This window comes from Sulfuricurvum sp. (assembly GCF_041651515.1).
GTDB lineage: Bacteria > Campylobacterota > Campylobacteria > Campylobacterales > Sulfurimonadaceae > Sulfuricurvum.
This window is the reverse complement of record NZ_JBAZJF010000003.1, coordinates 285,356-309,171: the sequence shown is the minus strand read 5'-3', so window position 1 is coordinate 309,171 and position 23,816 is coordinate 285,356. Positions and strand designations below refer to the sequence as shown.

Below are 23,816 nucleotides of genomic sequence, written 5' to 3'. Positions count from 1 at the left end.
CCTCGTACAAATCTTGCAATACTCCTTTCATAAGGAGTTGCCATGGAATTCTCCCTTTCCCGTCATGAGCACAAACCGCTTCAAGTCAACCCGATCAAACATTCCCAGCCGATGGGGGCAACTCTCGCATACTTGGGTGTCAAGGATTGTATGCCTCTGATGCACAGCGCCCAAGGGTGCGCTTCGTATACGAAAGTGTTTTTTACCCGCCATTTCAACGAACCTATCGCGATTAACAATACTTCCGTGAGCGATATCACCGCCGTCCTTGACGGGGGTGATTACTCGATTCTTATGGCGATTGAAAATATCCAAAACAAAGAGAAAAATCTCAAACCGAGCATGATCGGTCTCCATACGACGGGTCTGACCGAGACCAAAGGGGATGATGTTCGCGGAGTGGGGATGCACATCGAAATCCCCTACGTGTTTGTCAATACTCCCGATTATGAGGGGGGGATGGAGAGCGGCTGGGCGTTGACCGTCACGGCAATGATCGAACAACTAACCGTTGCTGCAACTGAAATAAAACCGAATAAGCTTGTTTTTTTACCCCATCTGAGTATGCAGCCGATCGAGGTGGAAAAGATTAAAGCGGTGTGCGAGGATTTCGGGTTTGAGACCTATGCACTGCCCGATCTCTCCACCTCATTGGACGGGTATTGGGAAGCAGGGCAGGGGAAACTTGCCAATGGCGGAATCACGGTGGAACAGATTCGTGATTTGGGTACCTCTGCGGTCGTGGTCAGTATCGGTACATCAATGAAAAAATCGGCATTGGCACTTCAAAAAAAGAATCCCGCGATGGTACATCTCCATTTTGATCATTTGATGGGATTGGATGGGTGCGACAATTTTGTCAGTGCATTGATGAAAATCCGACATATGGATCCAAAACCGTTTATGAAGCGTTGGCGCTCGCGGTTGCAAGATGCGATGCTGGATTCCCACTTTCTTATCGGGAGTTCCCATTTTGTTATCACGGGTGAACCGGATATGCTCGTCGGTATGTGCGCACTGATCCGAAGTGTCGGCGGAACCATCGATGCAGCGGTATCTACAACATTTAGCGATGCGTTGCATATGATTGAAGCAGAGAATGTATTCGTCGGAGATTTGGAAGATGCGCGTCGCTTTTTTGATAAAGCGGATATGGTCATTAGTAATTTCCATGCAGAACGAATCTTGCATAGTGTTCATCATACGGCGCTCGTTATCCGAGGATTTCCGAACTATGAAGAGTTAGGGAACCAACTCAAAAACGATCAACTGTATGAAGGAAGCACGTACTTTTTGTTTGAAATAGCCAACGAATTGAGAAAGGTTAAACATGAACACTAAAATCAGCATAGAGGGGAACGGTACGATGAATAGCGCTTTGAGAGTTGCGTTTGCAACCAAAGATATGGAAGAGATTAACGCTCACTTCGGCGGAGCGAAAGAGTTCGTCGTTTACAACGTTTCTAAAGACGGCTATGAAGTATCCGAAGTGATTAAAACGGACAGTGCCGATCCGGAAGATGATGATAAAACCGATTACCGTGTGCGTGCACTCAAGGGTGTCAACATTATGTATTGCGAGAGTATCGGCGGTACGGCGGCGGCAAAAGTGATTCGTGCAGGGATTCATCCGATGAAAGTGTCAGAGCCGACACCGATTGAAGATATTTTGAAAACCTTGGTAACGATGATCAACGGCAATCCTCCCCCGTGGATCAAGAATATTATCCAAATGAAAACCGAGCACGATGTGCGACAAGATCGATGGCAAGCTGAAAGCTGAAGCGCTAGAGCGCGTGGGCTCGCTGCCTAAGCGAACTCAGCGTTAGCGTAGCCAAAAGGGGTTTTATTCCGTTGGCGTATGAAATAAGATAGGGAGAATAAGATAATGGAAGCAGAGAAAAAAATGAATGAATACGGTGTGGAGTTGATACGTCAAATCCGTGCACTCGATCAGTTTGGAAACTGGGCTAAAACCAGTGATGAAGAGCTGTTGGTCAAAAAGTATGTCAAAACCAAAGAGGATCTAAAAACGATCCCTTTGATCGCGGATATTGACGAGATGCTCATAAACGATATAAAGATGATCTATAAAGCGATCGCGTTGGCGTTTGAACGTAAAACGGGGATTGTCTGTAATGTTATTATGGAGATGAGCCACGAGGGGTTCGGCCGATGTGCAGTTATCGCAGGGCGTATTTGTATCGTCGATAAGTATTTTAAAGACGCACACCGTTTTGGATTCCGTACCTTAGAGGGGTTATTCGAAGACGGAGATAAACATTTAGCAAATGCAATTGCCATATATGAGCAATATAAACCGTGTACACAGGAGGGGTGAAATGGCAAAGGTAGGTATTTTTTTCGGTAGCAGCAGTGGTGTGACGCGCGGAGCGGCAGAACTTTTAGCAGAGCAACTCTCCGGTGCGGAATTGATCGATATGGAAGAAGATTTTGATGGTATCGAGCAATTTGATGATTTTGATGTCTTGCTTATCGGTTCTTCTACCTGGGGGCAAGGTGATCCTCAACGTGACTGGGTTGATCCTTTGTATGAACTGGACAATGACCGTCCTGATTTGAGTGGTAAAAAAGTGGCGTTCTTCGGTGCGGGCGATCAAAAAACGCACGGTGAACACTTTTTGAGCGCACTGGGGAAAATGCATGATCTGTTTGTATCCCTTGGGGCGGAAGCACACGGATTTATCCCGACTAGCGGGTATGAGTATAAATTTTCTCTGGCAGAGCGTGAGGGGAAATTTTGCGGTCTTGGGATCGACGATGTGAATCAAGAAGATTTGACTGAAGAACGGGTTGTAGAGTGGGCTGGTCAGCTCAAAAGCGAGATGGGATTATAAGGAGAACACAATGGGAACGTTGGGCGAATTTGAACAAATAAGCGATACCGAAGATTTCTTTGATTTTTTCAATCTTGAATACGATGAACGTTTGGTTCAGGTCAAACGGTTCCACATGATGAAAAAATTTGGCGAATTGGTTGAAAAGGCAAAAGGGCATGATTTCAAAAGCGATGAAAAATTGCTTGAGTATTATAAATTTGCTCTGATTACCGTGTACAAAAACTTTGAAAACGGTTATAGCCCATCGGCTGCTGATGTATGGGAAATGTTTGATAAGCCAAGTGCATGCGGTACCTGTTCTACGTCAACGAGCTGCAGCACTGTTGAGGAGGTCAGCAATGGAGTCCACGCCTGTGTCAGCCAAGCAACCATCCAGTTCTGAGCGAATCGAGAGCAAAGCCCTCGATTCTACGCTGGCCGCTATGGCACTGAAGCTTGCCTCTGAAGAGGCAGATAATAAACCTAAAATTGAAGAGAATATGCCCATTAATGATGAGGCACGTAAAACGAACCTCTATAAAATGTCAACCAAAGATGAAATTCTCTCCCTATTCAGGGTAGGAGAACGTGTACGTCTGATAAAAGCGATCCGTAATGACGGAACTTTTCCGCATGCAAAAGTGGGAGATGTCCTCATCGAAGCGGGATCAGAAGGGTATGTTCGGGCGATCGGCGATTTTTTACAGACGATTCGGGTCTATGAGGTCAATTTTATCGAAGAGGGGTTTGTCTTTGGATGCCGCGAAGCGGAATTGGAAAGCGCACTCGAAGATGACGGATACGATGAGGTCGCCGAAGAGCTGAAATGGATCAAAGAACATCGTGCCCAAAGAGCCGCAGAGAAAGCGGCGCAATCTCAAGAAGAGGGGGAGTAATATCAACATCTTCTGAGATTTTTGCATACCGTATCAAGCGGAATTGGTGCCCTTGCGGCTAAATAATCGTAATCAACAAAGGAGTTGGGATGACAACACGTGTAGAAATTATGAATGACTTTTTGGCGATCAACGTCATACCGGGCAAAACGATCCAAGATATCGTAGAAGCTTCAGGTTCTGCATTGCCATTTGGATGCCGTGATGGCGAATGCGGCACTTGTGTCGTAATGATCGAATCAGGTATGGAATTTATGAGCGAAATCAATGCAAAAGAGAAAGCTGTATTGAAAACGGTCGGTGAAACTAGCCCGAAAGCACGCCTTGCGTGTCAAATGAAAGTTGTCGCGCCAAACGGATTGGTACGTATCAAATACTAATGCCTCTTCACAACTCAGTTTTTGCTGAGTTGTCTATTATTTAATCATATAATTGCCTAGAAAAAGCCTATAATTTTCATAAGAACAAAATATGCATTTTATTGCGTAAATGTGTATTTTTTTAGGCGGATTATTATGCAAACATCACTCTCTTATAAACAAAAACAACTCCCAAGATTGTCGATGCAGACGTGGCTGCCTCTTTTACAATGCTCACTCAACGACCTCGAAAAACATTTACAAGTCATTACCAATGAAAATCCTTGCATCGAAGTGAGATCAGGGTTTGAAGAATCGAATGCCCAAGCGGGAGGATCTGCAGCCTACGGTGCCTTTCAAAATTATGTCTCGAATGCGTCATCGGATCAAATCGAATGGCTCAGCATCTCCTCTACCTCGTTGTATGAAAAACTCGATGAGCAGATTGTAGCACCGTTGTTTCCGACACCGATATCCCAAAAAATTGCCCGTCAGATTGTCTACTATATTAGCGATGAGGGGTATTTTGAGGGGTCTGTAGAAGAGGTAGCACAGCAGTGTGACACCGATGCTCATACGGTAGAACGGGTGCGCCAGCGCTTTGCCCACTTAGAACCCTCCGGTGTCGGTGCAATGGATTATAAAGAGTCCTTTTTATTTCAATTGAGCGATCATGATTTGGATGATGAACTGAGTATTTTACTCGGTGCGATGATTTTGCAGTTTGATAAGATGGAAAAATTCATTAATCATCCCAGACTCCATGACGCCAAACATGTTTTGCAACATCTTAAAAATCCTCCGGCACTGGAATATATGGAACCCGAAGCGCAGATAACCCCTGATCTTTTCGTCGAGTTTGCAGGTTCAGAATTGGATATTCGTATAAATCATGCGTTTTATCCCGACTTGAAAGTAAGCATGATTGATAAATACGATAATTTCGCCAAACAAAAATTCAAAGAGGCGCGCGAACTCGTAAAGCTCCTCGATCTGCGTAAAGCGACACTGTACAATGTCGCGCTGGTTTTGATTGAGAAGCAGTACACCTTTTTCATGGGGGGAGAACTTAAACCGCTCCGACTCCAAGATGTGGCGGATGAGTTGGGATTTAACGAATCGACGATCTCACGCGCCATTGCGGATAAATATATCCAAACGGAGCGCGGATTGTATGCATTTAAAGAGTTTTTCTCCAACTCTATCGGCGAAGTCTCGACGTCAGAGATTAAACACTTTTTGAAACGGCTGGTCGGAAGCGAAAAGAAAGAGGACCCGTTTAGTGATAAAACGTTGCATGAGATGATTGAAGAGCGTTTTGGCGTTAAAATGGTTCGTCGTCTTATTGCCAAATATCGACAAGAACTTGATATTCCCTCTTATAAAGAGCGACAGTTTCTTTACAAACTCGAATTGCTCTAGGTCACTTCTCGTCTGAAGTGACCGTTCTGTTTTTTTTAGTATTTATTCAGTTAATATTGGAACAAGGCAATGTGCTCTATGATGAGCGGATGTTAAACTAAAGGATTCCAAAATGAGTAGCAAGATTAAGAAAATTGTCAAAAAGCAAGTGAAAAATTTGCTCAAAAAAGAGTTAAAGCAAGAGATCAAAAAGCAAATGAAGAGCTTTAAGAAAAAAGAGAAGATCGAGCGAGGCGAAAAGGTATCCGCAGAATAATTGCTAAGAGACAACTCTTAGCTTGATGGGGTGTCGACGGCGGTGAAAAAGGTGTTGCTTTTGGTCGTAGCTCGCGGAATCGGTTGAGTAAGAGCAACTTCATCTTTTTCTCCTGTACGGATACGTTCGACTTCCAAGACGGGGGTGACCCACATTTTACCTGCACCGTGACCCAAATCTTGCGTATGCGCACGAATCGCTTCCATGGCTATCTCTTTTGTTTTATCGTTGGATACAACGATGAAAAGCATAACTTTCGGATACAAGTCGGGTGCGTTGTTTTTTTCTGCAATACCGAGAGAACCTTTTCCTATTACTTCCGTAACAGTTACCCCCTCGATTTCATTATCAAACAGTTCACGAAGAACATCATTTAAACAGTGACGGTTGAATACAGCGGTAATCTGGACCATTTGGAACCCCTTTGAAGTTTGTTGATATGCCATTATAGGCTGAATTAAGGTGAGCACGCACCAACCAACTGATTATTTTATAAGCAGCTTATAGAAAAGCCCTTGCATAGAGTATTCCCGTAAAAAAGTATGACAAAAATGTTACATCGCTGCGAGAACACCATTTGCATTCCTTTGGCAAATATCCATTCCAAGGAGCTATCAATGGCACGAGACACATTAATCGGCGGAGCATTATGGGAAGAGTACTCATTAGAAGTACAACGACGTATGAACGATCCGATCAATATGGGAGAGATTACCCAAGAGGAGGCCGATGCTGCGCAAAAGCAACTTATTATTGCCGATTTCGGTGCAGAGAGCTGTGGGGATGCCGTGCGATTGTATTGGATGATTGATCCTAAAAACGACGTGATCATTAAAAGTCGATTTAAAAGTTTCGGATGCGGTACAGCGATTGCCAGTTCGGATATGATGGCAGAATTGTGCATGGATAAAACCGTTGATGAGGCGTTAAAAATTACCAATATCGACGTCGAAAAAGCGCTTCGTGATGAGGCAGATATCCCCGCCGTTCCGGGGCAAAAAATGCACTGTTCGGTTATGGCGTATGATGTAATCAAAAAAGCGGCATCGATCTATAAAGGGGTCGATATGAGCGAGTTTGAGACGGAATATATCGTCTGCGAATGTGCCCGCGTTAGCCTTGATACTCTTAAAGAGGTTATTCGTCTTAACAAACTCGACTCTATCGAAAGCATCACCGATTACACCAAAGCAGGGGGCTTTTGTAAATCGTGTATCAAACCGGGCGGCCATGAGAAAAAAGATGTTTATCTCATCGACATGTTGGCCGAGATTACCGCTGAACTCGAAAAAGAGGCGATCAGCAAAAAGATCAAAGAGGCAAAAGGGGACGGTAATTTTAATGCGATGAGTTTGGTACAAAAACTTCGCAGTATCGAATCGATCCTCGAAGAGTACATTCGACCAACTCTCAAAGCCGACCACGGCGATGTGGAAGTAATCGACCTCAAAGAGACCGAAGAGGGACATGAACTCTACATTCAGTATAAGGGAGAGTGTATGAGCTGCTCCATGAACACGACGACAACATTAGCCGGTATGCAGGATATGCTCAATTTTAAACTCAAATCCAATTTGCGAGTGATGGTGGTCTAATGTCACACGCAACCAAAGAGGGGACATTTTCGTATCTAAAGAAGTTTGGTAAATATTCGAAAGATTTTTACCGCTTTAACGGAGAGCTGTTTTTCCCTTCCCTCGGAATTGGAACCTATAAACCGGAGCCGTACAAAGAGGATAATTATATTATCAACTATGGCTCAGCGATTAAAACGGCATTGCGAAACGGTATCCACTTTATCGATACGGCAATTAACTATCGCTATCAGATGTCGGAGCGTGAAATAGCCGAAGCATTGAGTGAGATGATACAATCGGGTGAGATCAAGCGTGAAGAGGTGATTGTCGCTTCCAAAGCCGGGTTTATACCGCTTGATTTTCCGTTTCCCGAAAACCCGTACGGTTGGATAAAAGAGAATATTATCAACAAAGAGTTGGCGGCTGCGGATGAGATTATTATTGATCAGCACTGTATGAGTCCCAAGTATTTGCGCTGGAGTTGTGAACAGTCGCTGAAAAATCTTGGACTTGATACCATTGATATTTTGTTTCTCCATAATCCTGAGACGCAGTTGGGGTATGTGGACCAAGAGACCTTTTATGCCCGTATCGAAGCTGCCTTCGAGCTTTTCGAAACCTTGCGTAGTGAAGATAAAATTATTGCTTACGGGATTGCATCGTGGAACGGGTTTTTATATGAAGAGGATCATACGGAGTATATTTCACTTACCAAAGTCATGGAGATTGCACGACGTATCGGAGGGGGTGAGCATGGGTTTAAATACCTTCAAAGTCCGTTTAATATGGCCAAACCCCACGCTTACGGATATGCCAATCAGCAGTGTGAAGACGGATTTTATTATCCGCTGATGCATGCCTGTGCCCGATTCGGTCTTAGTTTTTTAGGCTCGTCACCGCTGTTGCAAAAAAATCTTTTCAAACGACCGTTTACGCCGAAGATCGGTGAATTAATGCAAACCAGTGATTTGAGTGATGTGGCAAGTGCCCTCCAGTTTGCCCGAAGTGCGGGAGCCATCACGGCTATTTTTGGTGCCGTTGCACCGTCTCATGTTATTGATAACACTATTTTGGCTTATCTGCCCAATGCCACAACAGAGGCCATGGAAAGCCTAATGAGCGATTCGTATGCTGTATGATGTGATTGTCGTCGGTAGCGGTATCGCAGGGCTGAATGCAGCACTTCAAGCACGACGTGCAGGGCTTCATGTTGCCCTGATTTCAAAGAGCAATCAACTCCGTTCGAATTCAGCGGTAGCCTCGGGCGGAATCAATGCGGTGCTCAAAACCACTCGTAACGATTCCGTGCGAGTGCATATTTCCGATACGATTAACGGAGCAGACAAGCTTGGACGATTTTCCGCGATCAATGCGATGGTGTGCGGCGCTCGGGAGATCATCGAGGATCTTCAAGCCATGGGGGTCAATTTTGATGTCAGTGAGTCAGGAGATGTGGCTCAACGACCTTTTGGCGGGACGGCGGCAAAACGTACCTGCTATATCGCCGATCGTACCGGAGCAGCAATTACCCAAACATTGCTTGTGCAGTGTCGCAAAGAGGGGGTGGAAATGTTTCCAAACCACCTTATGCTCGGTATCGCAACCTTTAAAAATAAGCTTTCGGGGATTACGATGCTTCGGCGGCGTGATTCGCAAGTCATAGCTTTTGCGTGCAAATCACTGGTACTTGCCGGTGGGGGGTATGCGGGGATTTATCGAGGACATTCGACCAACTCCCAAGAATCCAGCGGGGATATACTGGCGATTGCTTTGCGGGCCAAAATGCGGCTGGTCAATATGGAGTTTGTACAGTTTCATCCAACGACCCTTTTAAACAGCGGAACCTTAATCAGTGAGGCAGCACGGGGGGAGGGGGCTTATATTGTCGATGAAAATGGATTTCGATTTACCGATGAACTCCAAACGAGGGACAAACTTTCCCGTGATATTGTCCGCCATCAGATGGCAGGGCATAGCGTTTATCTCGACTTCCGCCATTTGGGGGAGGAATTAATCGACAAAAAACTCCCCTCTGCCCGTAAACATGCTCTTAACGGAGCGGGGATCGATATTCTTACCGAACTGCTTCCTATTACCCCCTCGGCGCACTACACAATGGGGGGAATTTGGAGCCGTGACGATACCTCCACCGATATTGATAACCTTTTTGTCTGTGGAGAGTGTGCCTACAGTGGTGTACACGGCGCCAACCGTTTAGGGGGTAACAGTTTGCTGGAGGGGGCATATTTTGGCAAAGTAGCCGGTATACAAGCGGCTCGTGCGGCGAAGAAAGGGGTATTCCACCCGATCGATTATGCCCTGGTAGCTAAAGAGTTCCGTTATGTTGATATGATCTTAGAGGGGGAAAACCGCTTTAATATCAATACCATGCGCCGTAATTTGGGAAATATCCTTTATAAAAACGTAGGGGTATTCCGCCATCACGACTCCCTCGCAGGTGCACTCGAATATATTCATTATCTGATGAAAATGTCATCGGGTCTGTGTTGTATCAACAAAGAGCGTAGCGATAACGTCGAGTTGATGTCCATTATTGAGTTTCGTAACTCCCTCACCGTTGCCGAAGCGATGGTGATGAGCGCATTGGCTCGTGAAGAGAGCCGCGGTGTCCATTATCGAGAGGATTTCCCGCAAAGAGATGATCGCAATTATAAGGTTGATACCGTTATACGACGGCTTGCCGGGACATTTTTGCGAATCAGTTTTGAAAGTCACCTCGTTTCGGACTGGAGGCATCGTATTCGGAAGTTTTTTCACGCACAGTAGTGCGGTGAATTGAATAGGTAATTTTACACAAGGAGTAGGTTATGGCAAAAGTTATGTTACGTTACGATTCAAAAGGATCAATCTCTTTTTATGTCGCTAAAAAAGATATGGAAGAGACTATCGTTAAAAGTGAGTTTGATACGGATGAAAAATGGGGCGGTGAAGTTGAACTATCAAACGGTGAAACATGGTTTATTGAGCCAGGTGCGAAAAAGTTCCCTTCTGAAGTAGTAGCAATTAGACGGGGAGAATAATAGTTTATCCATTCATTCTTTGAATGGATATTTTCCTTGATTTGCTTATAAAATATTCTTATTTGTTTAATTGGCGGAATTTTACAATACATGTTTCCCTTTCTAGCCTATCATTGCGCTAGTTAAAGGATTACATAAATGAATATTATTTGCCATCAAAGTCCTTCTATTGATTCAATCTATCACATTCCGACATATCAATATAAAAAAGAGCAAGATTTTGAATTTATTGGTGCTCCCTCTGTACATGAACATATTATTTTAAATAATGGATGCGCTGTACTGATGTTTGAAATTGCTGGAAAAAAGTATGAATTTGACGGTGATTTAGTTTGCGGTAAATTTACTCATGCTCCAAAGATCAAAATTGTATTTAAAAATACGTGTCAAAAACTGACGATTATTCGTCTCAGTGCATGTGGCATGTTTAGACTGACTAATACTTCAATAGCCTCGATGGTAAACAAAATTGCACCTGGTTCAATAATAGATATGCAATTGGAAACTGAACAAAGCCCGGAACAATATATTCGATCTGTCGAATCAATTATGAATGCGGAGTCTCAAGAAGCTTCTTATGTACTTACACGCCAAATTATACGTTATGTCAATGCCAATTTTACGGAGCTTCCTACTAATCCTACTAAAACTGTAGCGGAACATTTTGGAATTTCTGAAAATTCATTACGCCGATATTTTAAAAAATATCTTGGAATTAACCTCTCTACCTACATTATTACCATTAAACGAAAAAAGATGATTCAAGCCCTTTATGAAAACAATTATGACTCATTAAGTGTACGAGAAAACGGTTATTATGATCAATCCCACTTTCTAAACGATTTTAAACGATTATATGGTGTCCCGCTAAAAGAGTATTTTAGTAATATTCAATTGATGCGGAACCATGCACCGGATTTGATGCATTTTTTATACCATTGTAATATTCAGAGTAGTATATGATGATCTCAGAAGTGCTGGCTATTAATCATTCGACACCAATCGGAAATTTATTTACTGAAGAATATAGAGTTCATACATTTGAAAGTAACACTTTAATGAAAGAAGTGTTTACTCATTTCACTACCTTTGCTGCTGATGTCGTCATAATTGTAGATGAAGCGATCTCGATCGGTATCATAACACTCAAAGATTTGATACGTATACTTCACAATTGTGATAATCTGATACGTCCAGTCAAAGAATTTATGACGACACCTTTACATACCTTTCACGCTTCTATGAGTATTGCAGAAGTTTTGGATGGGATGAAAAATGCTTTATTTGACAAAATTGTTGTAACGTATGATACAGGTGTTATTGATGTGATAGACAGACGTCATCTCTTGTCCTTCTGTTATAATCAACTTACTCCTATGATTAAGCATGAATACAATATGCTCCATTCACTTATAAGATTAGTGGGTGAAGGAGAGCACGGACTGTTAAAAATGGCTACAACAGATGCGTTAACAGGAATAGGTAATCGTCGTTTGTTAGAAGAAGTTTTCAATGCACATCAGCGCCTTGAAGAACGGTATGCCGTTGATATGTTTTTGCTGATGTTCGATATAGATGGATTCAAAGATATTAACGATACATTCGGACACAATGTTGGGGATTTAGTCCTAAAAGAATTGACAAAATTGGTTAGTAATTCGATTCGAAAATCTGATATATTTATCCGATGGGGTGGAGAAGAATTTATGATATTGTTGCGATATTCTGATTCTGAAAGCGTTGTAAAAATTGCCGAGCAGATCCGTATGCGTATTGATAACTATCATTTTGAGACTATAAGTCATATGACGTGTAGCTTCGGATTGACATCCATTAAAGCGAATGAAAGCCTTGAAAATGTAATTGAACGTGCGGATAAGGCGCTCTATCGTGCAAAAACAGACGGAAAGAATACGGTTCGAATCGAAGAGGTATAAGTGTTACAATTCAATTCCGTACTGTTTAATCTTATACCCAATTTGACGGGCCGTCATTCCGAGCAAGCGTGCCGCTTTCGTTTGAATGCCGTGCGAATCGATCAGCGCTTGCATGATGGATTCTTTCTCTAATTCTTGAAGACTTTTTTTCGTCATCGGTCCGCCGGAATGAGTCTCGACATGCGGTAGGTGTGCAGGTGCACTCATATATACGGGTTGTGCTGCGGGAGCGGGTTCAGGCTGCATATAGAGTTTTTGATAATTAAACGGCAATACATGACTGAGCATTTCCGGCTGTATTTCACCATCCGGACAGATAAGGACGATTCGCTCCATAGTATTTTGCAGCTCACGGATATTTCCCGGCCACGGATAATCAAGTAACAACTCCATCGCCGGTTTGGTGAAGTGCATATTTTTGCGGTGCTCTTTCATGAAACGATGCAGATAGTGTTCGATGAGGAGTTTGACGTCTTCGTACCGCTCCCGTAAAGGGGGGAGATTGATAGGGATGACGTTGAGACGATAAAATAGATCCTCTCGGAACTCTCCCTTTCGTACCATCTCTTCGAGATTGCGATTGGTTGCAGCGACAAGCCGAACATTGGTTTTAATGGTTTTATTTCCGCCGACCCGTTCGAACTCCTGCTCTTGCAAGATACGGAGTAATTTGACTTGCAATGAGGGGGTGATATCCCCGATCTCATCGAGAAACAGCGTACCGCCATCTGCCAGTTCAAAACGCCCTTTACGCATCTCTCTCGCATCGGTAAACGCCCCTTTTTCATGCCCGAAGAGTTCCGATTCTAGGAGCGTTTCACTGATGGCGGCACAGTTTAGTTTAATAAAGGGACCATTTTGACGACGGCTGAGGTTATGTACGGCAGTTGCAATCAACTCCTTCCCGGTACCCGTTTCACCCCGAATTAGAATAGTTGCATCGGTAGGGGCAACGGTGTTGATCATGCTGAAAACCTGCTGCATTCGAGTAGAGCGTCCGACAATATTTTCAAATTTATAATCTTTTTGCAGCTCTTCTTTGTAATAGGTTTTCAGTTCGCTGATGGACTCTTTTTCTTGTACGATGGTTTGCTGGACTTTCATCGATCCGACAAACAGCGTTCCGACGATGGTGAGCATACGGACAATTTCGTCAAAATTCAGAGGGCTGTTTTTACCGATATTGGCTGAGATGACACCGATGACCTCATCATCTTGGAGAAGCGGTACCGCGACATAGGAGACCATTTGTGTCGAGATATTTCCCATTTTGTTGAGGTAATTGATATTGTTGTGGATATTTTCGATAACAATAGGCTCGCGGCTCTTAGCCGCAAGTCCCGTAGCCCCCTCCCCGAAACGGTAGGTTGCCATTTTTTTTTGATGAGGTTCAAGATCGATGGAGACGAGCAACTCAAGCTCATCGACATCCTCTTTTTTACGAAAGAGGGCACACCGTTCGAGATATCCGTGTTGTTTGAGTTTACGTATCGCTTTTTCAATACTGTCATGAATATCAGTAGTACTGGTCAGTAAGACGGCTACGTCATACAGAAGATGAATCTCTTTGTACGCGAATGTCAGTGCACAGGTCTGGCACTCTTCATTGTTAGGTAGTTTAGGTTCATACGTCATCATGAATGCTCTTTCAATTAAATAGTAAAGTAATTGTATACTAATTTTAATCATTACCTATGTCTAAAAAATAGGCAGTTTGTAGAACATGATTTGCATTCACTCTTACAAAATTCCGACAAGGAGAACAAATGCACATTACTGTACACGGAACACTTACCGCATTAGAGGGAAAAGAGATGACAATTTGGCGTGAAGCACCTGCCGCGCGCGTCACGGCTTTGGATGGAAGCCAAAATGTAATCGGGATGATTGCTCCGAGCGCGCAGCTGCTTATTGCAATCCCTTCGCTCAAAACGGAAGTGTGTTCATTGGGAGCTAAAAAATTCAATGATCTTATCAAACAGTTCAAAAAACTCAAAACGGTGATGATTACAACCGATGATATCGAGTTTGTGAACGATTTTGTCACTCGTGAAGGGATCGACAGTGCCGAAGTGGTGATTGATACGGCGCGTGATTTTGCCAAAAAATTCGGTCTTTTGATCAGTGAGGGGAAGCTCAAAGACCGCCTTGCCCGTGCGGTATTTGTCATCGACCAAGAAGGGATGATCAGTTACGTCGAAGTTGTTCCTGAGATTACGGATGAAGTGGATTACGATAAATGTATCGAAGCGGTGGATAAAGCGGCCAACTTCAAGAAAAAAGGGCACGACCACGAAAACTGGATGGGCGTTTAATTTCTTTACCCCAATCTCTTATAAAACTGATTGGGGTAGAGGGGTTTGTCAAAATAAAACCCTTGGGCATAGGTTGCCCCCATCTTTTTCAATATCTCATATTGTGTTAGTCGCTCAATTCCCTCTACAATCGTTTTAGCACCGATGGCATTGGCTAAGGTCACAATGGTTTGGACAATCTCTCTGTCTTTGTGGTTATCTTCGATCTGCTGAATAAAACTGATGTCAATCTTTAAAAAATCAATTTCAAAGTGTTTGAGATACGCCAAAGATGAAAATCCGGTTCCGAAATCATCAATCGCGATCCGAATCCCCATCTCCCGAAGTGCGTACAGATACTCAGAGGTTAATTCCATATTTTTCATCATAACGTGTTCGGTAATCTCAACGACTAAATGATTCTTCAGTGCGGGAGTGGCTTCCAACAGCGCGCGCATATTATCTATCAGATGGATGTCTCCAAACTGATTGCCTGAGAAATTGACGTTTATAAATATTGCTTCGTCTAAGGGGTTGTTTTGTAAAAAATCGACTGTTAAGCTGAGAATATGGGAATCAATTTTTTTCTCGACCCCCAATTTTTCAGCCAAGGCAAAAAAGATATCGGGACGAACGTTGTTAAAAGTCAGATTTAGCCATCGTGCTAATACTTCTCCACCCACGACTTTAGTGGTTTCCATGTCGATAATAGGCTGTATCCGTATAAAGAACTCTTCCCCTCCTACGGCGCTCAAGAGCTCTGTCCGAATCGATTTATCTTTGGCTTTGTCGACAATAAAATCTTTTGCCATAAAGACACGGCTAGAGTGAGACGATTTTTTTGCTTCGTACATGGCGGCGTCCGCACGCTCGATGAGTTCAGACATTTTTTTGGCATCTCTAGGCGCGAGTGCGATACCGATACTCGCCGAGGTAAAATCAATAATTTGCTCATCCACTTCATAGGGGCGGCTCAGGGCTTCATCGATTTTTTGAGCTATCGCTTTTGCTGTCTCTTCATTGATTCGCTCAAGAAGAATGAGAAACTCATCCCCACCGTAGCGACCGATCATATCATTGGAACGTAGAATCTTTTTGATTCGGTTGGCGGCTTTGGATAAAACTAGATCTCCGTATTGATGACCGTAGGTGTCGTTAACCTGTTTGAACTTATTGAGATCGATAAAGAGGAGTGCAATTTGATTCTCTTCGCTCGCCACATCGATTTTGATCTCCAAAACGTTCAAAAATGATTCTCGATTATAAACACCGGTTAAAGGGTCTTTAAAAGAGGTAGATAAGAGTTTGGTTCTTAAAAATTTGAGTTCAGTGATGTCTTCGAGTATTCCGACGTAATTGGTCACATCTTTATAATCATTTTGGAGTGGAAAGATGGTGGAACGAACCTGTATAAGCTCACCGCTTTTAGTACGATCAACGAGCTCATCCTGAAAAATCCCTTTCTCATGGATGTCAGCGTGCATCTTTTTATAAAAATCGACCCCTTGTTTGCCCGATTTTAAAATGGAGGGCATTTTACCGATCACATCTTCGGCATCGAATCCGGTCATTTTTTTAAAAGCCGTATTTACCTCTATGATTTTGTAATCCCTGTCGGTAATCAGAACACCTGCATTGAAATGCTCAAGCAGTAGATGGAGCTTTGAGTTAAGTGCATTGTAACGCTCTTTGTAAAAGTCAGGGAAGATAATAATCATAAAAAAGGGTTTATCCCCCTCAAAGCGGTGCCCTATGAGTCTGCTTTCCCCTATACCATCTAATTTTAGATCGACTTGGGCATAAAATTGTTGTGAAAGTTGCGCTTTAAAGTTAAGAAGCATTGGGAGAAAAACGGGTTTAAAATGATTTTCGAGATAGTTGGGTTGAAAATCATTGACGTGACAAACCGATTTGGCTTTTTCATTGATACGCTGTACTTTGAGATCTTGATCGGTGATGATGACAGGCACAGGCAAAGGCATCATCCAATGCTCAAACCACTCGGATACATTTTTTAATAAGAGTGAATTTTGCATCAGCGTATAATCAACTTACACTCATCGGCGTTAATTTGGAAAGTGCCACGGTATATCTCTTCGAGGAACCCTTTAAAGACGTGAAACGTATCGTTCAACATATGTGTTTGTCCTGATGGATCGACAACCGCAGATTCACACTTCATAATTTCTTGACATAGCAACTCACTCCCCGGATGGGTGATGTTTAGAAGGATGTATCCCTCTTCTTTTTTGACTTCAACCTGTAATTTCATATTTTTGAGTTGCGTACTTTGAGCGACCCGAACGAAAAACATCATCCACAGTAAACTCAATTGGTGAAATTGCCCTGTTTTATCGAGATACGTGGCATCTTGATCCCCTATCACTTCAATCTCTATCGGAAAGGTTTTGGACTGCGTCAGTAAAAGTCCAATCTTTTCGGTGGCACCGAAGGTATTGATCACTTCCTCTTTTTGCGGAATAAAAAACTCTTTTAGAAACTGTATGTCGTTTAAAACATTCTCTTTTTCGATTTGAAACTGCTGAATATAAAGATGGTGTTCATTGCTATCAGGGATATTTTCGACGATCTGATGATATAAATGGTTGATCGAGTTGAGTGGTCGTTTCATCTGATCCATTAACTGCCGTACGAAAACATCAACCCCTAATACGCTAGAGAATTGATGAATGACCCGTGAACTGCTCACTTTGTACTGTATCTCATCGGTTAGTGCTTGTCTGAGTTTCTCTTTGGCTTCATCGATGGCTGAAATATCGGTTAACGTGACAACATAGAGAGCTTCATCACTATCCAACGCATTGGCAATAATATGAAAGGTACGCAATTCATTATTACGTTTGATTTTAACTTTTAGATCACTGCGTGATGAATGCAAGATGAGCTGAAGCCAGTTGGAACCGCTTTTTTTATCGTAAATAAAACCGTCTTCATCGATTTTTTCGAAAAAGTCACAAATGCATGCGTGCTCTTTTTTGAAATCTTCCAACGACTCGTATTCGCTGAAAAGATGTAAGAACGCTTGATTGGCAGAGTTGAGTTCTTTGCCGTCGGTTACGATAACAATATTGCTCTCCGTATCGAGGATTTGCTTGATAAATTGATACTGTACCTCTAGCTCATCGCGCAGTGCGTTGAGTTCATCTGCTTTGTCGGCTAAGTGATTTTTTTGAATATTTTGTTTTTCATACAATGCCCGTATTTCGGAATAGGCGGTTTGGAGCTCTTCATTGGTCGATTGCAACTCTTCATTCGTGGTTTCGAGCTCTTCATTGGAGGCTTGCAACTCTTCGTTGGAGGCTTGCAACTCTTCGTTGGAAGCTTGCAATTCCTCATTGGAGGTTTCGAGCTCTTCGACTACAGTTTGTAGATGTTCACGTGTCGCAATCAGCTCTTGTTCAAGATAGACAATGCGGGTATTGGTCGCTTCTACCGCATCGAGAACAATCTCATTTTTTCGCGCTTCTTGTAGCTCAAATGAGAGTAAAAACATCAGATAATTACCGCGATAACCCTCTAATGGAGAGAGTTTTAGACGGATTATACTATCTCCCTCGGTACGTTCAGCGATGACAGGGAAAACAAGGTTTGTCTCTTCTTTATTGGCTTTATAAACCAGTGAACGTATCTCTAAACTAATCCCATCGGGTAGCATTTTGAGGATATTGTTTTGAACCATTCCACTAGGAAATTTTAGTAAATCGTTTAGATTTCCTTTGATGTAATGGATGTTAAAATCGTTGTCGATAACCACACATTTATCTTCATAAAAATCAAACAGCGTTTGGCGTATCGCATCTTCAATAGTGCCCAGTTGACGTTTAGGGGTGATTTGGGTTGGTTTGAGATATTTTGGACGATTGATCATCTGAGGATAGAGCATTTTACGTGATTCTGCGGTGGTTCGCGCTTGAAAAATTTTGCTTTTTGTATCAATGGTTGCAAAATAATCGCTCGATGCACTTACCGTTTCAGATTTGCCCAAAAACATTGTTGCATGGGATTTGAGCGCATAGGCAAAGGTGGTGAAAATTCTCTTTTGGAGATCATTTTCAAAATAGATTAAAAGATTACGGCACGAAATAAGATCGAGATTGACAAACGGCGGATCAACCATGATGTTATGGCGTGAAAAAATAACCCGCTCTTTAAGAAACGGTTTCACCTCAAACTCATTCCCTCTTTGGTTAAAGTAACGTTTTAACCGTGCTTCGGATAGGTTGCCGACCAAGATCTCAGGGTATATCCCCTCGCGCGCTTTTTTAATTGCTTCTTCATCGATATCAGTGGCAAAAATTTTGATATGTACCGCACTGTGAGTTCCGATAATTTCATCGAGTAAAATCGCAATGGTGTAAGCTTCTTCCCCTGTGGCACATGCTGTTATCCAAACGCGAAACGTATCGGTGATCGGCTGAGTATGAATGTACTCTTGTATATGGGTACTTAAGGCTTCGAATGCCTCATGGTCTCTAAAAAATGCGGTTACACCGATGAGCATATCGCGGTACAGTAACTCAATCTCTTCGGGATTCTCTTGGAGATATCGGGTGTAATCTTCTAAATCAGAGGATTTGATTGCTGCCATACGACGCTCTATCCGGCGGGTAATGGTGCTTTTTTTGTATTGGCTAAAATCAACGCCGATACGCTCTTGTAAAATGTCAAAAATGTCAAAAAGCTTATTTTCTTCCTCTTTTTCAACCCGTAGTGATTTTGGATAGCGTAGAAGATGGATAATCTCTTTTGCCATATCTTCGGCAGAGAGGATGTAATCGACCCCTTTGGTATGAATCGCTGACATTGGCATTCCATCAAATTTCGCCTCTTCAGGTTTTTGTGCGATGGTAATACCACCCTCAGCGCGGATAGCACGGATTCCTTGCGAACCATCCGAACCTGTCCCTGATAATATAACACCGACGGCATGTTCCCCTTGTTCTTGGGCGAGGGAGATGAAAAATTTATCAATAGAAGGTTTTGGCCCGATACGATTTTCGGGTGGCTTTTCTAAATGAAAAAGACCGTTGGAGATAAACACATCACGATCTGGCGGGGTAATATAAATAGTATTAGGTTTTGGTAGGAGACCGCTTTTGACTTCCATAACGTCAAAAGGTGTTTCACGAGAGAGGAGTTCGAGCATCATGCTTTTATGATTGGGGCTGAGATGTTGTACGACGACGTAAGCAATCTCCCCTTTTTCCGCAGGAACATTGGAGAGAAAGAGTCGTAATGCTTCCAAGCCGCCAGCGCTGGAACCGAGTCCAACGATAATGAGAGGCTTTTTAGTTGTACTTTCTTTCGACATAACCGCTTCCTCTTCTATTTTGCTCGCTAATCTAAAATTATAACAGATTCTTGGTTATAAAATAGTCATGATTATTAAAAAATAGTTAATGAATATAATTTTATATTCAGGATAAGAATTAGTATTTAGTAAAGGGATAGAACGTATTTTGCATGTATTTTATTATCAGTGATTATGAGGAATATGTATGGTCGAGCAATACATTATGTGGTTAAACGGGCGGGGATTTCATCCCGATGATTTAGAATCCAAAGGGTTTAACGGCAATACCCCCTTGTTGCTTGCCGCCTTGGAAGGGAATGCCATGATGGTCTCACGTCTGATCGAGGCAGGGGCAAATCTCTATGCGATCAACGGCGATTTCAACGGGGTATTGTTTAATGCTTGTTATGCTGCATCACCCGAAGTGATCCGTCTCCTTGTGGAAGCGGGTGCTGATATCAATGATACGAACGAAGAGGGGACGACGGCTTTGATGTATGCGGCATCAGCTTCGCGCGTGGAGTGTGTCAAAATGCTTCTTAGCCTCGGTGCGGATCCATCTCTTCACAACGAAGACGGTTTCAGTGCTATCGAACTCACCAGTAATCGTGACGTCTTCCGACAACTTCGTAGTGCGTGAAGAAACCCTTCTAACCCCTCAGGGGGTTGCTTCTAATCAATCATTCTTGGATTGGGACTCTCAGCCCTCACTTTTTAAACACTATCCCCATTTTTGTTATCGTGTACCTTTATGTGATCATCCCTCCCTCCAATGGCTTAGAGAGACAAGATGTATCACGGATGAGCAGCGTATTGCATATAAACCGTATCATCGCCTTAATGTACCCTCTGCCGGAAATCTTCACCCTCTCGAAATTTATGTTCAGATCCGTAATGTATCGGGACTGCTTAGCGGTATTTATCATCTCGACGTAGTGAGAGATGAGCTTGTGATGATAGTCGAGCTAGGCTCAGAGGGGATTGAACCGCTTCTGGGATTGGATCGGCGTTTTAGCGGATGCATTGTGATGCTCTCACTCGTCCCTTTTCGTTCATCCTGGAAGTACGCTCTGCGTGCATGGCGATACCTCTATCTCGATCTCGGACATCAGATCGGAGCACTTAGCGCATCGGTAGAACATTTTGGGTTTCATCTGACAAAAATGTTTACGAATGATTTAAATGCCCTTAATCGTGTCATGGGGATGGGAGAGGATGAACGGATCGTTGCACTCTATGGAGTTGGGGAGATGTCGGAGAGACCGGTAAAACTGCTGCAAAAACCGTTGAAGAATGTTCAGCCGACCGATTACACGATTAGTAATGATCTGCTGGTAACGAGTGTTAAAAACAGCCCTCTCTACAGTGAGATTCCCACTGCTCAACGATGGGAGAATTTTATAACACTCAATCGTACCCGCCGAAGTGCACGGGAGTTTTATCTGCACGCCATGAAGGATGGCGCGATCGAAGTGTTGCTGCAACGGAAAGCTCCGCTGTCGTTAGAAGTTGTCGCAATACTCTTGCAAGCACACTCTATGCAACCTGGAGTGTATCGTAACGGAAAATGTGCTGTGAGCGAAAATTTTAATTCTGAAATAGTCCATCTGCTTTTAGATCAGCGTTTTATTTCAGGATCAAATATGGTAGTATTAATCTATGCAGAGATTTTTAGTGCAGAAACCCATATTGAAGCGGGGGTCTATGCGCAGGATCTTTATCTGGCGTGTGAGGAACTTGGAATCGGATGCAGCGGAATCGGCGCTTTCTATGATGATGAAGCGTCTCCCTGGTCGGATAATGCACTGCTGTATGCAGTCGCAATAGGAGGCAAATTATGATTATCGGTGTACCCAAAGAGATCAAAACGGATGAGTTCCGTGTCGGTATTACCCCATCCGGGGTACGAGAGCTTGTAAAACACTCACATACGGTTTTCATTGAGGCCGGTGCGGGTCTGGGAAGCGGATTTGAAGATGAAGCCTATAGGAATGCTGGCGGTACGATTATTGAAAACGCCGATGCCGTGTATGAGCGCTCACAGATGATACTGAAAGTAAAAGAGCCTATCGAAATCGAATACGGCCGCTTGCGTGAAGGGCAGATCCTCTTTACCTATCTCCATCTTGCTGCGGATAAGCGTTTGACAGAAGTGTTGTGCGAGAAGAAGATCACGGCATTGGCGTACGAGACGTTACGTGTGGGGAGACGGCTTCCGCTGTTGGAGCCGATGAGCGAGATCGCGGGGCGGATGGCGACACTCTTCGGAGCAGTGCAGTTGGGACGATACAACGGCGGGAGCGGACGGCTTCTCGGCGGTGCGGTGGGTGTTGAGACAAATCGTGTCGTCATCCTCGGAGCCGGAGTCGCTGGGAAATCGGCAGCGGACGCTGCGGCGGGTTTGGGTGCGGAAGTTACGATGTTTGATATCAATACCGAACGGCTGACTTATCTGCGCGATGTGATGAGTCCGCGTGTGACGATGATGTATTCGATCCATGAAGCGATTGAACACAGTATCAAAGAGGCCGATCTCGTCATCGGAACGGTACTCGTCACCGGAGCCAAAGCTCCGAAACTTATCACCAACGATATGCTTTCATGGATGAAGAAAGGTTCCGTCCTCGTCGATGTTTCTATCGATCAGGGGGGGTGTTTTGAGACCTCTCATCCGACAACCCATTCTCATCCGACGTTTGAAGTGGAGGGGATCGTTCACTACTGTGTAGCCAATATGCCGGGGATGTATCCGCGCACTTCGACGATAGCTCTCACCAATGCGACCTTGCCGTATGTGCTGAAGATCGCTTCGACACCGTTGGATACGCTGTTAAAAGATGAAATCTATACCGGTGCGCTCAACACGTATAACGGATATGTGACCAATCAAGCGGTTGCAGAGGCACATGCGATGGCATATAAGGCATTCTCATGAACGAAATGGACAAAGCGCACGAGATATTAGCCATTTATCGTTTTTACAAAATGGACGGTAAACTTTATGATTACGATGAAGATGATCGCCTTGATGAGCTTTTCGATGCGGTTGTAATGGCGATCAATGAGTGCGGTATCCTCAAACCGCTCCTTCCTAAAGAGGAGTTCGTTATCCCGTGTCGCGGATTGCTAAATCGTGAGCGTGCATGGCTGCAGCGGTTTGAACATAAAGACACCCGAGCTTTTTTTCTTAGCGATATTTACGATTTCTTGAAGCTCTTTACGGGACGGACGAAACTGCGGGTAGGGTGAAACGGTAAATTTTCGTCTATATTTTTCAGGCATGCCTCTGTATACTTACACTCTATAGCAAAAGAGAAAGGGTGAGTAAATGAATCTTATCATTTCAGATGGGACATTGGGGCAAGTATACTCTACAATCACAAAACCAAATCCAGAGTTTTTCCAACAAGTCGGAGAAGAACGATTTCGTAAATTGGTGAATGACCATTACGAGCTAATTCGTCAAACACCCATCTCCTTCATGTTTCCGATCGATTACAAAGAAGATTTTGACAAGGTCAAAAAACACGCTGCCGATTTTCTGATCCAAATGTGCGGAGGACCTGATTATTACGCGCAAACACGGGGGGATCCGAGGATGCTTGCCCGACATGCGCGGTTTCGGATTGATGAAAAAGGTCGCAAGGTGTGGCTGGAGTGTTACGCAACGTTATTACAGGAAATTGAACGTGAAGGGATTTCAAAAGAGAACATCCAATCGTTTTGGAACTACCTTGATACGTTTTCCAAAGTATTAGTAAATACAGAAAATTATCTCTAACGAAATTGATTATAGTGCGAATATAAATTGCCTTGATACATTATGGTATGACATTGAAGCCTATCTGAAAAAGTACGCGATTGGTTGAAAGTATTATCT

At 43.4% G+C, this 23,816-nt stretch carries 25 protein-coding genes; 21 read left to right on the top strand and 4 right to left on the bottom strand.

Annotated features, from left to right (window positions below; translation table 11 throughout):
• Positions 1–42: 42 nt before the first annotated feature.
• The 9 genes from nifN (at position 43) to WC407_RS07160 (ending at position 5,773) form a co-directional block, all read left to right on the top strand.
• On the top strand, positions 43–1,341 hold the full coding sequence (gene nifN / locus WC407_RS07200; RefSeq protein WP_373021930.1) for a nitrogenase iron-molybdenum cofactor biosynthesis protein NifN: 1,299 nt from the start codon (positions 43–45) through the stop codon (positions 1,339–1,341).
• Positions 1,331–1,783: a nitrogen fixation protein NifX gene (gene nifX, locus WC407_RS07195; protein ID WP_373021929.1), complete on the top strand. Its 453-nt coding sequence runs from the start codon at positions 1,331–1,333 to the stop codon at positions 1,781–1,783. The genes nifN and nifX overlap by 11 nt, the downstream gene beginning before the upstream one ends.
• Positions 1,784–1,888: 105 nt before the next feature.
• Positions 1,889–2,341, top strand: a complete 453-nt coding sequence (locus WC407_RS07190) for a NifX-associated nitrogen fixation protein (RefSeq protein ID WP_373021928.1) — start codon at positions 1,889–1,891, stop codon at positions 2,339–2,341.
• A 1-nt stretch (position 2,342) separates the two neighbouring features.
• On the top strand, positions 2,343–2,858 hold the full coding sequence (locus WC407_RS07185) for a flavodoxin (protein ID WP_373021927.1): 516 nt from the start codon (positions 2,343–2,345) through the stop codon (positions 2,856–2,858).
• Positions 2,859–2,868: 10 nt separating this feature from the next.
• Complete coding sequence (locus WC407_RS07180) at positions 2,869–3,243, top strand: nitrogenase-stabilizing/protective protein NifW (protein ID WP_373021926.1); 375 nt, start codon at positions 2,869–2,871, stop codon at positions 3,241–3,243.
• Positions 3,200–3,736 carry a nitrogen fixation protein NifZ gene (locus WC407_RS07175; RefSeq protein ID WP_373021925.1) on the top strand — a complete coding sequence of 179 codons (537 nt, stop codon included), beginning with the start codon at positions 3,200–3,202 and terminating at the stop codon, positions 3,734–3,736. Before WC407_RS07180 ends, WC407_RS07175 begins: the two co-directional genes overlap by 44 nt.
• 89 nt (positions 3,737–3,825) lie before the next feature.
• Positions 3,826–4,116, top strand: coding sequence for a 2Fe-2S iron-sulfur cluster binding domain-containing protein (locus WC407_RS07170; RefSeq protein WP_373021924.1), 291 nt, complete (start codon positions 3,826–3,828; stop codon positions 4,114–4,116).
• A gap of 135 nt (positions 4,117–4,251) precedes the next feature.
• A complete protein-coding gene (gene rpoN / locus WC407_RS07165; protein ID WP_373021923.1) occupies positions 4,252–5,517 on the top strand; it encodes an RNA polymerase factor sigma-54 in 1,266 nt (421 codons plus the stop codon).
• A 112-nt stretch (positions 5,518–5,629) separates the two neighbouring features.
• On the top strand, positions 5,630–5,773 hold the full coding sequence (locus WC407_RS07160) for a hypothetical protein (protein ID WP_373021922.1): 144 nt from the start codon (positions 5,630–5,632) through the stop codon (positions 5,771–5,773).
• Between the two features lie 17 nt (positions 5,774–5,790).
• On the opposite strand, the gene WC407_RS07155 is transcribed toward WC407_RS07160, so the two are convergent.
• Entirely contained in the window at positions 5,791–6,186 is a 396-nt protein-coding gene (locus tag WC407_RS07155) for a P-II family nitrogen regulator (protein ID WP_373021921.1), read from the bottom strand.
• Between the two features lie 204 nt (positions 6,187–6,390).
• On the opposite strand from WC407_RS07155, the gene WC407_RS07150 reads away from it, so the two are divergent.
• The 6 genes from WC407_RS07150 to WC407_RS07125 all read left to right on the top strand — a co-directional run bounded on the left by WC407_RS07150 (position 6,391) and on the right by WC407_RS07125 (position 12,328).
• On the top strand, positions 6,391–7,368 hold the full coding sequence (locus WC407_RS07150) for an iron-sulfur cluster assembly scaffold protein (protein ID WP_373021920.1): 978 nt from the start codon (positions 6,391–6,393) through the stop codon (positions 7,366–7,368).
• Positions 7,368–8,489, top strand: coding sequence for an aldo/keto reductase (locus tag WC407_RS07145; protein WP_373021919.1), 1,122 nt, complete (start codon positions 7,368–7,370; stop codon positions 8,487–8,489). Before WC407_RS07150 ends, WC407_RS07145 begins: the two co-directional genes overlap by 1 nt.
• Positions 8,479–10,137, top strand: coding sequence for an FAD-dependent oxidoreductase (locus tag WC407_RS07140; RefSeq protein WP_373021918.1), 1,659 nt, complete (start codon positions 8,479–8,481; stop codon positions 10,135–10,137). Before WC407_RS07145 ends, WC407_RS07140 begins: the two co-directional genes overlap by 11 nt.
• Positions 10,138–10,178: 41 nt before the next feature.
• Positions 10,179–10,391, top strand: a complete 213-nt coding sequence (gene nifT, locus WC407_RS07135; RefSeq protein WP_373021917.1) for a putative nitrogen fixation protein NifT — start codon at positions 10,179–10,181, stop codon at positions 10,389–10,391.
• 138 nt (positions 10,392–10,529) lie between these two features.
• Positions 10,530–11,354 (top strand): helix-turn-helix domain-containing protein, encoded by an 825-nt coding sequence (locus WC407_RS07130; protein WP_373021916.1) that lies wholly within the window; start codon positions 10,530–10,532, stop codon positions 11,352–11,354.
• 95 nt (positions 11,355–11,449) lie between these two features.
• Entirely contained in the window at positions 11,450–12,328 is an 879-nt protein-coding gene (locus WC407_RS07125; RefSeq protein WP_373021915.1) for a diguanylate cyclase, read from the top strand.
• Between the two features lie 3 nt (positions 12,329–12,331).
• Here the strand turns inward: WC407_RS07125 and nifA are convergent, their stop codons facing one another.
• Positions 12,332–13,966: a nif-specific transcriptional activator NifA gene (gene nifA, locus WC407_RS07120; protein WP_373021914.1), complete on the bottom strand. Its 1,635-nt coding sequence runs from the start codon at positions 13,964–13,966 to the stop codon at positions 12,332–12,334.
• 128 nt (positions 13,967–14,094) lie between these two features.
• Here nifA and WC407_RS07115 point away from each other — a divergent pair, with 128 nt between their 5' ends.
• Positions 14,095–14,643: a redoxin family protein gene (locus WC407_RS07115; RefSeq protein ID WP_373021913.1), complete on the top strand. Its 549-nt coding sequence runs from the start codon at positions 14,095–14,097 to the stop codon at positions 14,641–14,643.
• A gap of 5 nt (positions 14,644–14,648) precedes the next feature.
• Here WC407_RS07115 and WC407_RS07110 read toward each other — a convergent pair whose 3' ends face one another.
• Together WC407_RS07110 and WC407_RS07105 are read right to left on the bottom strand one after the other, a co-directional pair.
• Positions 14,649–16,658: an EAL domain-containing protein gene (locus WC407_RS07110; protein ID WP_373021912.1), complete on the bottom strand. Its 2,010-nt coding sequence runs from the start codon at positions 16,656–16,658 to the stop codon at positions 14,649–14,651.
• On the bottom strand, positions 16,658–19,954 hold the full coding sequence (locus WC407_RS07105; RefSeq protein WP_373021911.1) for a chemotaxis protein CheB: 3,297 nt from the start codon (positions 19,952–19,954) through the stop codon (positions 16,658–16,660). Before WC407_RS07105 ends, WC407_RS07110 begins: the two co-directional genes overlap by 1 nt.
• Positions 19,955–20,141: 187 nt before the next feature.
• Between WC407_RS07105 and WC407_RS07100 the strand changes: the two genes are divergently transcribed.
• From WC407_RS07100 to WC407_RS07080, 5 genes are all read left to right on the top strand, one after another.
• On the top strand, positions 20,142–20,576 hold the full coding sequence (locus tag WC407_RS07100) for an ankyrin repeat domain-containing protein (RefSeq protein ID WP_373021910.1): 435 nt from the start codon (positions 20,142–20,144) through the stop codon (positions 20,574–20,576).
• Positions 20,569–21,777, top strand: coding sequence for a nitroreductase family protein (locus WC407_RS07095; RefSeq protein WP_373021909.1), 1,209 nt, complete (start codon positions 20,569–20,571; stop codon positions 21,775–21,777). Before WC407_RS07100 ends, WC407_RS07095 begins: the two co-directional genes overlap by 8 nt.
• Complete coding sequence (ald, locus tag WC407_RS07090; protein ID WP_373021908.1) at positions 21,774–22,871, top strand: alanine dehydrogenase; 1,098 nt, start codon at positions 21,774–21,776, stop codon at positions 22,869–22,871. Before WC407_RS07095 ends, ald begins: the two co-directional genes overlap by 4 nt.
• Complete coding sequence (locus WC407_RS07085; protein ID WP_373021907.1) at positions 22,868–23,185, top strand: hypothetical protein; 318 nt, start codon at positions 22,868–22,870, stop codon at positions 23,183–23,185. The genes ald and WC407_RS07085 overlap by 4 nt, the downstream gene beginning before the upstream one ends.
• Before the next feature lie 79 nt (positions 23,186–23,264).
• Positions 23,265–23,717, top strand: a complete 453-nt coding sequence (locus WC407_RS07080) for a globin (protein WP_373021906.1) — start codon at positions 23,265–23,267, stop codon at positions 23,715–23,717.
• Positions 23,718–23,816: the final 99 nt, after the last annotated feature.